Origin of the sequence: Frankia sp. R82 (assembly GCF_023716925.1) — a bacterium.
Lineage (GTDB): Bacteria > Actinomycetota > Actinomycetes > Frankiales > Frankiaceae > Frankia.
The window spans coordinates 41,142-53,536 of the sequence record NZ_JAMQQG010000285.1; the positions used below are offsets into that span (position 1 = coordinate 41,142).

The window sequence follows — 12,395 nt, forward strand, 5'->3', positions numbered from 1 at the left end:
CGGACACTACACGGGCGAAATTCCAGACGACGTCCCAGCTAGGGCAGTATGTCTTAGATGTCCGCGTACGGACCGACCGAGGGATGTGTCTCCCTTGTTGTTTGGGTGGGATTCGCTGTTCGGGTGATGCGCCGGGGGTCTCCGGGGGCCCTTTCGAGGGGGCTCCGACGGCGCGGACGGGCCAGGTCGCGCAGGTCGGAACCGCCCGTCGGCCGACGGAGGTCAACAAGGTCCGGTTGTGTCACAATGTGCGCGCGGAACGATGCGCGCGGAACGATCGGTCGCCTTCCCAGGAGCCAGGAGCACACCGGATGTCCCAGCCACCCGAGTACCCGTCGGGCAAGGATCCGCAGGGCGGCTACGAGCAGGGGCAGGGCGGCTACGGGCAGCCCGGCCAGGGCCAGGGCCAGGGCCAGGGGCCAGGCGGCTGGAGCCAGCCAGGTTCCGGTCACGAGCAGGGCGGTTACGGCCAGGGCGGCTACGAACAAGGCGGCTACGGCCAGGACGGCTCCGCGCAGCCGGGCTACGGCCAGCCCGCCTACGGCCAGCCCGGTTACCAGCAGGGATATGACGCGCAGGGCTATGGGCAGCCCGCTGGCGGTTATGGGCCGCCCCCGGGCGGCTACGGGGCGCCGCAGGGGTACGGGGCGCCGCAGGGGTACGGGGCGCCCGGTGGGTTCGGGCCACCGCCGCCGTTCGGCCAGCCCGTTCCGAACTACCTGTGGCAGTCGATCCTGGTCACGGTGCTGTGCTGCCTGCCCGCCGGCGTGGTCGCCATCATCTACGCGACGAAGGTCGATCCGCGTCGGCAGCTCGGCGACATCGACGGTGCCCGGGACGCGTCCAGGAAGGCGCGGATGTGGTGTCTCATCTCGTTCCTGCTGATCCTCATACCCGGGATCGTTCTGCTGATCCTGGGGCTCGCCGGCGCCTTCGACGACAACTCGAGCAGCGCGTTCTCCACCCTTGGCCCACTGGCGACCTGAGTCCCACGTGCCTGCCCGGCCCGAACCCGCCGATCCTGCGGATCCCACCCCCGGCCCCGGCGGCACCGGCGACCTGAGCTGGGCCGCCGGAGCCGACCCGGACGGCGCCGTCGTGCCGGAGGCGGTCCTGGCCGGGGAGGCCGATGGCCCGATCCTCGAGGTCGGGCCGTCCGGCGAGGCCGAGTGGGAGCGTCCGGTCCGGACCTATCTGTGGCAGTCGCTGGTCGCCACCCTGTTGTGCTGTCTGCCGACCGGGGTGATCGCGCTGGTGTACGCGTCGATCACGCAGAACCGACTGCAGGCCGGGGACGTGCCAGGGGCCCGTCAGGCGTCGGCGCGGGCCCGGCGCTGGTGCGTCATCTCGATGATCGCCTTCGTGGCGGTTCTGCTGACCTACGTCGTCGCCGTCGTCATCCTCGTGGCGGTAGCGGGTGACCGGACCTGACGGCCCGGTCACCCGAATCATCCTGACTGCCCGGATCCGCCGGACCACCTGGATCATCCGGGATGGGTGGGCCGTCGGCGGAGACCGTCCAGGCGGGGTGTTCGCGGGCGGCCCACCAGGCGGGGACCGTGCCGGTGCGGATGCCGACCCGGGCGATCGGGTCGCGCGAGGCCATCCACAGGTGGCCGGCGACCCCGAAGAACAGGCCGTAGGCGAGCAGGTCGTGGACGAAGGTCGCCCCGGTGCGCCACGCGACCGGGAACCCGCCAGGCAGATCCGGGCCCCATTGCAACAGGACGCCGGTGCCGAGCATCACCAGGATGGCGCCGGCGACGAACGCGGCGTAGACCTTCTGCCCGGCGTTGAACTTGCCGACCCCGCCCGCGACCGCCGCCCGCGCACGGGCCCGTTGCCACGCCCCGAGCCGCAGCCGGGCGCGCAGCCAGGCCCCGTCGGCGGCGGTGAACCGGTTGAGCGCGCGCACGTCCCGGCGGTAGCCGGTGGTTGCCGCCGCGACCAGCATCGGGACGGGCAGGGCCAGCCCCGCGTACAGATGGATCAGTTCGACCAGCCGCCGTCGGCCCACGAGCTCCGCCAACGGCGGCAGGAGCAGCACGGCGCCGGTGGCCAGACAGCACCCCATCGCCGCCGCGGTCGTCCAGTGCACCAGGCGCGTCGACCGGCCGAACCGTCGGACGGTCGCCAGTCCCGACCCACCGCTCGCCGGGGACGGCCCAGCCGCCGGGGGCGGGGGGTCAGACGGGGTCATCGTCGCGACCGTTGGAGCGGCCGATCCAGCCGTCGACGTCGTAGCCCCGTTCCTCCCAGTAGCCGGGGGTGACGTGGTCGACGGCCTCGATCTCGCCGAGCCATTTGATCGACTTGTAGCCGTACATCGGCGCCACGTAGAGCCGGACGGGCCCGCCGTGGTCGTGGGTGACCGGGCCGTCGATCATCCGCAGGGCCACCAGGACGTCCGGGCGGGTCGCCTGGTCGAGGGTGAGACTCTCGGTGTAACTGCCGTCGAAGGAGCGGAACGTCAGCGCCCGGGCGGTGGGCCGTACCCCGACCTCGGCCAGCAGGTCGCTCAACAGCACCCCGGACCAGTGCACGTTGCCCACCCGCCAGCCGGTGACGCACTGGAAGTCGCGGACGAGGGCGGTCTGGCGCATCGCGCCGAGGTCGGCGAGGGTCAGCGTCCGCGGCCGGTCGACCAGGCCGTGGACGCGCAGCTGGTAGTCGGCCGGCCCGAGCCGGGGGACGCTCGAGGTGACCGAGTAGTACCGGAAGTTGCCGACCGGGAGAAGGTCGGACAGACCGGTCGGATCGTTGCGCCGCACCGGGTCGATGACCCGCTCCAGCGCCCGCTCCGCCCGCGCGCCGACGGCCACCCCGGCGGCACCGAGCGCGAGCATGGCAAGCACGATTCGACGGCCGACCGGCGTGCCCTCGGATGCCACCCCACCAGTGAACACCCGGTTTCTTAACAACCCCGACCGCCCCGGTGCGGCTGCGCTGCCGGCGGGGCGGTCGGGAGGGTCAGGAGGTGACGTCCCGGCGGGCGAGGGCCAGCCCGGCGACGGCGACCGCGCCGGCGGCATAGGCGCCTCCGACCGCCAGCGCGCTGCCGTAGCTGGCGTCGACGAGGCCGCCCTGGCCGACCGCGTCGAACACCAGGCCGGGAAAGACCCGGGTCGCACCGGTCCACGAGTTGGCGATGATGTGCTCGAGCGGGAACATCCAGGCGACGCCGACCGCGAGCGTCACCGCCGTGGACCGCAGCACGACTCCGAGCGCGGTGCCGACCACGCTGAAGCACGTCGCCGCCAGCAGGGCGTTGCGGTAGCTCGTGGCGAGTGCGCGGGCACCGTCCGCGCTCCACCAGGCGGACGTGTCGATGCCGCGGACCCCGGCCACCGCCACCGCGGCGGCCACGCTGAGCACCAGGGCCGCGATCAGCGCCGCCGTGACCAGCGCCAGGGTGAGGACCAGCCGCCCGGCCAGCCAGCCGAGCCGGCGCGGCTCCCGCAGGAACAGGGTGCGCAGCGTCCCCTGGCCGTACTCGAGCGTGATCGCGATCGCGACGACCAGGAAGATCAGCAGCCCGGTGAACGTGCTGCCCCCGGCGAAGCCACGGGCGATGCCGGACGCCGCCGCGAGCTGGTCGGTCGTCACGTCGAAGCCCGACGGACCGTCACCCGCCCCGGGCCGCGGTCCCGGCGTACCGCCGGACGGGTCGTCCGCCAGCGCCAGGACGAGGACGGTCGAGAGCACACTGAGCGCCGCGAGCAGCCCCATCGTCACCACCGTGCTGGGCCGCCACGCCTTCACCAGCTCTGCCTGCAGCGACCGCCACGCCGAACGGACAGTGTTCATCGCCGAGCCTCCTGAACCGTGGACGTGTCGACGGTGGACGTGCCGGCCGGAACCGAGCCTGCGCGGGCTGCGGTGACCAGGCCCTGGTAACGGTCCTCGAGGCTGTCGCGTCGTGGGGACATCTCGATCAGGGTGATGCCGCGGGACGCCGCCGCCCGGTTCACCTCGGCGAGGGCTCGGGCGTACTCCCGGGAGTCGCGTTCTGCCACATCCAGCGTGGTGACGACGTCCTGCGCGCCACGGACGGCGGGGCGGCCGAGGCCGGTGAGCAGGTCGGCCAGTGCCGCGACGTCCTGCGCGAGCTCGGGGCGCAGGACGACGTCGACGGTGTGGCTCGCCATCAGCCGGTCGGTCGGCCCCTGGTAGGCCAGTCGTCCGCCCTCCACGACGATCAACCAGTCGCAGATCTGCTCCACCTCGGCAAGCAGATGGGACGAGACCAGCACCGTCCGTCCTCGCGGTCGCGGTCGCGCGGAACCGGCTGCGGATTCGGTGCCATCGACGGGGGCGGAACGGGCGGTCAGGGAACGGATGAGTTCGCGCATCTGGCGGATGCCGATCGGGTCCAGCCCGTTCGTCGGCTCGTCCAGCACGAGCAGGTCCGGGTCGGTGAGCAGGGCGGCGCCGATGGCGAGGCGCTGCTTCATCCCGAGCGAGTAGGACCGGAACCGGTCGTCGCCGCGGCCGGCGAGCCCCACCTGGTCGAGGATCGCCGTGACCCGCGCGCCCACCAGGGCACGGGGGATGCCGGCGAGCACGGCGAGCGCGGTGAGATTGCGCCGGCCCGACAGCGCCGGGTACAGCGCCGGGCTCTCGATCAGCGCCCCCACCTGGGGCAGGTAGGCGGCGGGGGCCCGCAGCGGCTGCCCGAGGACGGTCCCGTCGCCCCCGCTCGGTCGGACCAGACCAAGCAGCATCCGCAGGGTCGTGGTCTTGCCGGCACCGTTCGGGCCGACGAAGCCGGCGACGACCCCGGTGGGAATCGTGATGTCCAGCCCGTCCACCGCGATGCGTCGGCCGTAACGCTTCGTCAGTCCCCGCACGTCAACAGCGCGGCCGGACGCGCCGAAAGCACCGATGGACGGTCCAGTGGAGGAGCCGGTGACGGGCCCGGCGCAGGCGTCGTCGGGTCCGGGTGGTGCCGTTGCCGCCCCGGACGGGCGGCGGATCGCTGCTGTCATGCGGTGAGCGTGCCGGCGCGGACCGCTCGCGTCGTCCGACGGACGGCGACATCCGGGTACGCAGTTCGGCGCAGCCTGCCTACCGCGCAGCCGGCGTGCGGCTCAGCCGAGGCCAGCCTGGTGGGCGAGGACGGCGAGCTGGGCGCGGTCGCGGGCGGCGAGCTTGACCATCACCCGGCTGACATGGGTGCGGGCCGTCGCCGGGCTGATGACCAGCAGGGCGGCGATCTCGTCGTTGGACAGGCCGCGACCCACCAGGCCCATCACCTCACGTTCCCGGTCGGTGAGGCTGCCCAGGTCGGGGGCGTTGGAGGCCGGTCGGCGGGCGAAGGTGTCGATCACCAGTCGGGTCACCGACGGGGACAGCAGCGACTCGCCCGCGGCCACCACCCGGATCGCGCGCAGCAGGTCGGCGGGTTCGGCGTCCTTGAGCACGAACCCGGACGCCCCGGCGCGCAGCGCCTCGAAGACGTACTCGTCCACCTCGAACGTGGTGACGATGATGACCCTGGTCGCCGCCAGCGCCGGCTCGGCGATGATCGCCCGCAGCGCGGCCAGACCATCGAGGACCGGCATCCGGATGTCGAGCAGCGCGACGTCCGGCCGGGTCGCGCGCACCAGCTCGACCGCCGCGCGGCCGTCCTCGGCCTCACCGACCAGCGCCAGGTCGTCCTCGGTCTCGATGAGCACCCGCAGCCCGAGCCGTACCAGCGGCTGGTCGTCGGCGATCACGATCCGGATCACCGTGGCCCCCGCCGAGCTCCCGCCGCCGGCGCAGCTGTCGTCTGCGGCGTTGCCGGTGGCGTTGCGTGCCCGCCCGCCGGCAGGACGGCATGCACCCGCCAACCGCCGCCCGCGGATTCGGTGTCCGTGGATTCGATGTCCGTGAATCCGGCGGTCAGCGTTCCGCCGAGCTCGGCGGCCCGTTCCCGTAGTCCCGTCAGGCCGTGGCCGACGAGCGACGGACCGGCGCCCGTGGCCGAGCTCGGCCCCTGCGCGCCCGGTCCGCGGGGATGGTCGGTGATGTCCAGGGTGAGCTGGTCGTCGGTGATGGTCACGGTCACCTCGACGCGGGTCGCGCCGCGTGGGGTGTGTCGCAGCACGTTCGTGAGCGACTCCTGAACGATCCGGAACGCGGCCAGGTCGACGGCCAGCGGCAGCCGGTCCCGCTGCTCCGGTGCGCCGACCATCTGCACCTCGACGGGTACTCCGCACAGTCGCACCTCGTCCACCAGCGACGGCAGTCGCCGCAACCCGGTCAGCGGCGCCGCCGGCGCGCCCATCCCCGCTGGTGGGACGTCCACCGTGGGAGGTACGTCCGGCCCACCGTCCGGGCTGGTGGCAGCGGGGCCGGCCGGGGCCGGGCCGGGGGCCGAAGGATCGGTGCTGCCGGGCGGGGGGTGGCCGGCGCGGCCGAGGGCGAGGGTGGCGCGCAGTTCGTCGAGAGCGTCGACGCTGGTGCGGCGGATGGCCTCGAGGGCCAGCTGCGCCTGCTCCGGTCGGCGATCCAGGACGTGCAGGGCAACCGCGGCGCGCAGCGAGATGACGGACAGGCTGTGACCGACCACGTCGTGAACCTCCCGGGCCAGCCGCAGGCGTTCCTGTTCGATGCGGCGCAGCGTGGCCTCCTCCTTGGCCCGGGCAGCGGCGTTGCGGCTGCTGCGCAGCAGGGTGCCGACCAGCGTCGGAACACCGCACACGATGATCACCACGACGACCCGGGCGGACGTCCCCCACCCGGACGACGGAAATCCGCGGATGGTCGCCATGGCCGTCCCGGCGAGAACCACCACGGCGGCGCCGCCCGCGGCCCGCCAGGCGATTCGTCGATCATGGCGCAGGCCCACCCCCACCAACGCCACCACCAGCGGCAGAAACGAGGGTCCGTGCGGATACCCGGCGCCGAGATAGCTGCCGAGCAGCGGTGCGGACACCGCCACCATCACCAGCGGTGACCCGCGCAGCAGCAGCGTGCCCGCGAGCAGCCCGAGCAGCACGAAGGCGAACGCGTCCAGTCGATGCACGTCCTCGACGTTGTGCGACGCCCCCACCGAGCCACCGATCACCACCGCGGCGGCGGCGAGCAACCGTGCGATCTCCCCCGCGTGCGCCGTCGCGCTCCGTCGGACCCGCTGCGCCGCGCCCACCATCACGCGACGGTAACCGTTCGCGGACGGGCCGGACATCCGTCCACGGACGTACCTCGCCTACGGCTGTCCGCGTACGGCGCTAGGCTCCTGCGCGGGTGACGGGTACGTGCTGGCCGGTCACATGGTCGCCGGAACGGGAGGTCGCATGCTGGTGTCGGGAACGCCGCCGGCGCTGCTGTCCCTGTGGTACCTGGCGGCCTGCCTCGCCGAGCGGGGCGACCGGCTGGAGTACCGCCATCCGCTGGTCGCGGTGCGCAACGGCAACAACCTGGTCACCGGCGGGCTGGACGTGGTCCGGGGGGAGCCGGCCGCCTCCGCGGTCATCCGCGGGGAGGGCTGGTGGGCCCGGGCGGTGCTCGGGACGGCGGCGGGCGCCCTGCCGCCGATCGACGGCGCGGCGCTGACCGGCCTGTGGGCCGGCTTCCAGGGCAAGGCCGGAACGCTGGCGCTGCTGCCGCAGCCGATCCGCTTCGCCCGGATCGAGGCCGCGGCCCTGCGGGCGGGCATCGCCTCGACCCTGGCCGGACGGCTGCTGACCTGGTCAGACCCGGTCGTCGAGCATTTCCGGCACCAGCCGGTGATGGGATGATCATCACGATCGAGGGGGTGGACGGAGCCGGGAAGAACACGCTGACCGGGCGGCTCGTCGCCCGGCTCACCGACGCCGGCCGTCGCGTCGCCACCCTCGCCTACCCGCGGTACGCCGCCGAGCCGCTCGGCCCGGCGATCCGCGGCATGCTCGCCAGTGCCAGTGCCAGTGCCAGTGCCAGTGGCAGTGCCAGTGCCAGTGCCAGTGGCAGTGCCAGTGCCAGTGCCAGTGGCACTGGCGGGGACGGGGACGGGGGCGGGTCTGGGGACGACGGTGCCGGGCTTGCGGCCGTCGCGGCCTCGCCGCGGGCCACGGCGCTGATGTTCGCGCTGGACCGGGCCGCGTCCCGACCCGAGCTCGAGGCGCTGCTCGCGATGTCCGACGTGGTGCTGCTCGACCGGTACGTCGCGTCGAACGCCGCCTACGGCGCGGCCCGACTGCCGGCCGCCGAACGGGCCGCCTTCCCCGCCTGGATCGCCGAGCTGGAATTTGGTTCCCTCGGCCTACCGGTGCCTGACCTGCAGGTTCTCCTGCGAGTGCCAACGACGCAGGCCCGCGCGGACGCCACTGCCCGGGCTGCCGCCGACCCGACACGTTCCCGCGACGCCTTCGAGGCCGATGACGGACTGCAGGCTCGCTGCGCCCGGATGTACGCCGATCTGGCCGCCGACAACTGGGTCTCGCCCTGGCTGGTCGTCGACCGCGAGTCCGGCGTCGACACCATCCTGGGCCGGCTAGCCCGCACCGCCGGCTAGCCCGCACCGCCGGTCAGCGCCTGCACCGTCGGCCGACCGGCCAGACGTCAGCAGGCGACGAGGCAGCTCGGCAGGGTGACGGTGGGGAGGTTCAGATCGCCGCTCCTGCCCCCGGACGGACGACGTGGCGCCGGTCGCGCGGGCCCACCCGGCGCCGACCCGCCGCCCGTACCACCCGGATTCGCCCTGGCCGCGTAGCGGGCCGCGGCCGCGGCGGCCGGATCCACGGCTGCCGGGTTCCGGCCGCCCTGGTCCGCGGCTGCGGCCACGTCGACCGGTGAGCCCGCGGTCTTGATGGCACCCGAGGCTGACGGCGCGGGTGCTGCGGCGGAGCGGCTTTCCCCGCCTGCCGACCCGGGGGACGGGCTCGAGGCGGCGGCACTGCCGGACAGGCCCACCCCGCCGGTGTTGCCGGCGGGCGAGGACGAACCCGGCGACTCGATCAGCAGCGCGACGGCCACCGCGGCGACGGCCACGACGGCAAGCGCCACCTGCGCAGCGGGAATCCGGTGAGCAGTGCGATGCAGACCCACGAGCAATCCTCCTGTCAGGCCGGTGAGCAGCCGATCAGACAGGTCGGCAGGGCGATCGCGACGGCCGGCAGACGCACGCCCAGATGGACGTCCACCACCCGCTGCGGCGGCGGCGGCAGAGCGGGACGCGGCGGCGCCGGCACCGGGGCCGGAAGGAGCACCTCGCCCTGACCTGGTGCAACGCCGTTCACCGTGCTTGCCACTGCCTCGCCCGGATCCGATCCGATGCCACCCCCGGGCACGCCACCCCCGGAACCGGTCGCTGAGCCGACGCCGCCGACGCCAGCGGGACCGGCGACTCCACCGGCATCACCAGTGCCGGACTCACCCCCGTCGGGTGGGCCCGCAGGTGCCGGTAGGCCGGCGGACGGGCGCCGGACACCCACCGACGATGCGCCTTCGGACGACGTACCGGGCCTGCCCGGCGACGGGCCGGAAACAGCCGCCGCGGCGGGGACGGCCGGATCGTTGGTCTTTGCGGCCGGCGATCCGGCGACGGGGGAGACGGCGGCCGTGCCGGGCGGTCCGATCAGCGACGAGGACGTGCCGGCACCGCCGGCGCTGGCGGCCCCATCGGTCGGGCTGGCCGCGTTCGGGGAGTTGATCAGTACAGCGATCGCGACGGCGGCCACGGCCACCAGGCCGAGTCCAAGCTGCGGGATGGTGATCCGGCGGCTGCCTTGGGGCAGGCTCACAGCGGCTCCGTCCGTCCAGGTCCGTCCGGCGCGTACAGATGCGTGCGGATGCGTTCAGGTTCGTCCGTTCATGGACGACGGCCCGGACCCTAGCACGTACACGGTGCATTCGGACAGATATGGACGACCCGCCCCCGCCCCCCATCCCACCCGGATGCGTCGGCGATGGCGTCGACGTCCAGGCGGCGGCGGGGAGTGGGAGTCAGGCCGAGGCCATGGCCTCGGTGTAGCGGGCGCCGGAACGGGCCCGGCGGGCCTCGGCCTCGGCGAACTTGTCCGTCTGGCGGCGGGCGGCATCATCGAGTGCCGCGACAAAGGCAACGATCTCGTCGCGGGTCTGTTCGCCGGCGGCGTCCAGACCGTCGAGGTCGGCCAGACGCCACTGGCGCAGGACGGGCGCGACCACGTCGTCATGGTGAATACGCAGGTTGTAGATGCCGGCCTGGGCGATCTGGATGGCCTTGCGGCGGAAGTCGCGGATCCCGACGCCGGGCATCTCGAAGCTCATCAGTTCGTCGCGGATGGCCGCGAGCGTCGCGGACGGCGAGATCTCCAGTGCGGCGGCGACCAGGTTCCGGTAGAAGATCATGTGCAGGTTCTCGTCGGTGGCGACGCGGGTGAGCAGGCGCTCGGCGATCGGTTCGGCGCACACCCGTCCGGTGTTGCGGTGGCTGACCCGGGTCGCGAGTTCCTGGAACGACACGTAGGCCAACGTGCGCAGCGGGCCGAGAGCGGGCCGGTCGTAGCCGTTGCACATCTGGAACATCCGGTCGCGTTCGACGACCTCCGGGTCCGAGCCGCGGGTGACCATCAGATAGTCACGCATCGCGATGCTGTGGCGACCTTCCTCGGCGGTCCACCGGTTGGCCCAGGTGCCCCAGGCGCTGTCCTGACCGAAGCCCGCCACGATCAGACGGTGGTAGCTGGGCAGGTTGTCCTCGGTGAGCAGATTGAGCTCGAAGGAGATCCGGGCGACCGGCGGCAACGCCGACTGGCCGGGCTCCCAGGGCAGCTCGTCGAAGCCGCGTGCCAGGCTCCAGGGGACGTACTCGTGTGGCATCCACTCCACGGCGATGCCGAGGTGCCGCCGCAGGTTCTCCTCGGCAACCGGCTCCAGCTCGCGGAGCAGATCCAGGTCCGTAAGGGATCTCATTGGAAAACAGTTCCAGATCCAGGGCGGTTCAACCATGGCCGCCGGGAGTGGAAACCCGAGCGACGGACTGTTCCGCCGGATCAAGTCGCGTACCCACGCCCACGTGCAACCCGCCGCGCCGGGCCGGCTTCACATGAAATTCTCACACTGTGCCGATGAACTGGGCCTCGCGCACCTGCCGACACCGATGCACCCAGCGGCGCACCTACCCTGAGGGAGTCGGGTATGACCCAGCCACCGGCACGCGGCCGAGCCTCGGCCGACGGCGGGGAGCCGCGGGTCCTCGTCGTTGACGACGAGCCGAACATCGTCGACCTGCTGCGGATGGCGCTGCGTTTCCACGGCTTCGACGTGCTGACCGCCGCGACCGGGCGGGCCGGGCTGGCGCTCGCCGCCGAGGCCGAGCCCGACCTCATGATTCTCGACGTGATGCTCCCGGACGTGGACGGCTTCGAGGTCTGCCGCCAGCTGCGCGCGGCCGGCCAGAACGTCCCCGTCGTCTACCTCACCGCGCGGGACGCTCACCGCGACAAGATCGCCGGGCTGACCTACGGCGGGGACGACTACGTCACCAAGCCGTTCGCCGTGGACGAGCTCGTCGCCCGGGTCCGGGCCGTGCTGCGCCGGACCAGACCGTCGACCGCGACGCCGCGGCTGCGGTTCGCCGATGTCGTGCTGGATCCGGACACCCATCTGGTCACCCGAGCCGGTGAGCCGATCGACCTGTCACCCACCGAGTTCTCGCTGCTGCGCTACTTTCTGACCAATCCCGGCCGGGTGCTCTCCCGCGCCCAGATCCTGGACGCGGTGTGGAGTTACGACTACGTCGGGGAACCGACGGTGGTCGACCAGTACGTCAGCTACCTGCGTCGCAAGCTCGGCCGGCACGGCGGCCCGCTTCTGCACACCCAGCGCGGCTTCGGCTATGCCCTACGCCAACCGCCGGGGTCGGGGTCGGAGCCGGGGGTGGCGCTGTGACGCTGCGGCTGCGGCTGATGGCCGGGCTGGTGGCCCTGTGCGCGCTCGGGCTTGCCGTCGCCGGGGCGGCGAGCGCCGTCGCGCTGCGGGCCTACCTGCTCGACCGGGTCGACGGGCAGCTCACCCGGGTCGAGCAGCTCGGCGGGGCCACCCCGGCGGTGTTGGCCAACCGGCTGCGACTGCTCGAACTCACCGGGATGGACCAGAGCACCGGCCCCACCGACTACCTCGTGGAGATCCGCCGGGCGGATGGCCGGGTCCGCCGGATCACCGGCGATGCGAGCTCGCCGCCACCGCGCATCCTGCTGTTGGACGCCGCCGTCCGCACCGGCCGGCTCGCCAGCGCGGCGCCGTTCACCGTCACCGCGGACGGGTCCCGTTACCGTGCGATCGACCGGGTATACGCGGACCGCACCCAGGTCCTGGTCGCGCTGCCGCTGCGCCCGGTCGCCGACACGGTGCGCCGGCTGGTCCGCATCGAGGTGGCGGTCGGCGCCGCGGTGCTCGTCGTGCTGGCCGCGCTGGCCTGGGCCCTGCTCACCCGGGGCCTGCGC

General features: G+C 73.3%; 14 protein-coding genes and 1 pseudogene. 6 read left to right on the forward strand and 9 right to left on the reverse strand.

All coding sequences use genetic code 11. From position 1 onward, the window contains the following. Window positions 1–311: 311 nt before the first annotated feature. Together ND747_RS21655 and ND747_RS21660 are read left to right on the forward strand one after the other, a co-directional pair. Window positions 312–986 carry a CD225/dispanin family protein gene (locus ND747_RS21655; RefSeq protein WP_251735841.1) on the forward strand — a complete coding sequence of 225 codons (675 nt, stop codon included), beginning with the start codon at window positions 312–314 and terminating at the stop codon, window positions 984–986. A gap of 7 nt (window positions 987–993) precedes the next feature. Beyond that, window positions 994–1,431 (forward strand): CD225/dispanin family protein, encoded by a 438-nt coding sequence (locus tag ND747_RS21660; RefSeq protein ID WP_251735843.1) that lies wholly within the window; start codon window positions 994–996, stop codon window positions 1,429–1,431. Here ND747_RS21660 and ND747_RS21665 read toward each other — a convergent pair. The 6 genes from ND747_RS21665 to ND747_RS21690 all read right to left on the reverse strand — a co-directional run bounded on the left by ND747_RS21665 (window position 1,397) and on the right by ND747_RS21690 (window position 7,138). Beyond that, window positions 1,397–2,200 (reverse strand): cytochrome b/b6 domain-containing protein, encoded by an 804-nt coding sequence (locus ND747_RS21665; RefSeq protein WP_251735845.1) that lies wholly within the window; start codon window positions 2,198–2,200, stop codon window positions 1,397–1,399. The genes ND747_RS21660 and ND747_RS21665 overlap by 35 nt on opposite strands. Further along, complete coding sequence (locus ND747_RS21670; protein ID WP_251735847.1) at window positions 2,187–2,846, reverse strand: molybdopterin-dependent oxidoreductase; 660 nt, start codon at window positions 2,844–2,846, stop codon at window positions 2,187–2,189. The genes ND747_RS21665 and ND747_RS21670 overlap by 14 nt, the downstream gene beginning before the upstream one ends. 124 nt (window positions 2,847–2,970) lie before the next feature. After that, entirely contained in the window at window positions 2,971–3,807 is an 837-nt protein-coding gene (locus tag ND747_RS21675) for an ABC transporter (protein WP_251735849.1), read from the reverse strand. Beyond that, window positions 3,804–4,988, reverse strand: a complete 1,185-nt coding sequence (locus tag ND747_RS21680; RefSeq protein ID WP_251735851.1) for an ABC transporter ATP-binding protein — start codon at window positions 4,986–4,988, stop codon at window positions 3,804–3,806. The genes ND747_RS21675 and ND747_RS21680 overlap by 4 nt, the downstream gene beginning before the upstream one ends. Window positions 4,989–5,090: 102 nt before the next feature. Next, window positions 5,091–5,732: a response regulator transcription factor gene (locus ND747_RS21685; protein ID WP_251735853.1), complete on the reverse strand. Its 642-nt coding sequence runs from the start codon at window positions 5,730–5,732 to the stop codon at window positions 5,091–5,093. Beyond that, window positions 5,729–7,138, reverse strand: a complete 1,410-nt coding sequence (locus ND747_RS21690) for a histidine kinase (RefSeq protein ID WP_251735871.1) — start codon at window positions 7,136–7,138, stop codon at window positions 5,729–5,731. Before ND747_RS21690 ends, ND747_RS21685 begins: the two co-directional genes overlap by 4 nt. A 145-nt stretch (window positions 7,139–7,283) precedes the next feature. Here ND747_RS21690 and ND747_RS21695 point away from each other — a divergent pair, with 145 nt between their 5' ends. Beyond that, the gene (locus ND747_RS21695; RefSeq protein ID WP_251735855.1) at window positions 7,284–7,727 is read left to right on the forward strand and encodes a hypothetical protein; all 444 of its coding nucleotides are present in this window, start codon (window positions 7,284–7,286) and stop codon (window positions 7,725–7,727) included. Next, on the forward strand, window positions 7,724–8,482 hold the full coding sequence (locus ND747_RS21700; protein ID WP_251735857.1) for a dTMP kinase: 759 nt from the start codon (window positions 7,724–7,726) through the stop codon (window positions 8,480–8,482). The genes ND747_RS21695 and ND747_RS21700 overlap by 4 nt, the downstream gene beginning before the upstream one ends. A gap of 47 nt (window positions 8,483–8,529) precedes the next feature. Here the strand turns inward: ND747_RS21700 and ND747_RS21705 are convergent, their stop codons facing one another. The 3 genes from ND747_RS21705 to ND747_RS21715 form a co-directional block, all read right to left on the reverse strand. Next, complete coding sequence (locus ND747_RS21705; RefSeq protein ID WP_251735859.1) at window positions 8,530–9,015, reverse strand: hypothetical protein; 486 nt, start codon at window positions 9,013–9,015, stop codon at window positions 8,530–8,532. 14 nt (window positions 9,016–9,029) lie between these two features. Beyond that, window positions 9,030–9,710, reverse strand: a complete 681-nt coding sequence (locus ND747_RS21710; protein WP_251735860.1) for a hypothetical protein — start codon at window positions 9,708–9,710, stop codon at window positions 9,030–9,032. Window positions 9,711–9,912: 202 nt separating this feature from the next. Further along, entirely contained in the window at window positions 9,913–10,863 is a 951-nt protein-coding gene (locus tag ND747_RS21715) for an acyl-ACP desaturase (protein ID WP_251735862.1), read from the reverse strand. Window positions 10,864–11,088: 225 nt separating this feature from the next. Here ND747_RS21715 and ND747_RS21720 point away from each other — a divergent pair, with 225 nt between their 5' ends. Together ND747_RS21720 and ND747_RS21725 are read left to right on the forward strand one after the other, a co-directional pair. Further along, window positions 11,089–11,841, forward strand: coding sequence for a response regulator transcription factor (locus ND747_RS21720; protein WP_251735864.1), 753 nt, complete (start codon window positions 11,089–11,091; stop codon window positions 11,839–11,841). Further along, window positions 11,838–12,395 (forward strand): annotated as a pseudogene (locus ND747_RS21725) (two-component sensor histidine kinase); the annotation flags it as partial. The gene ND747_RS21720 and the pseudogene ND747_RS21725, both read left to right, overlap by 4 nt.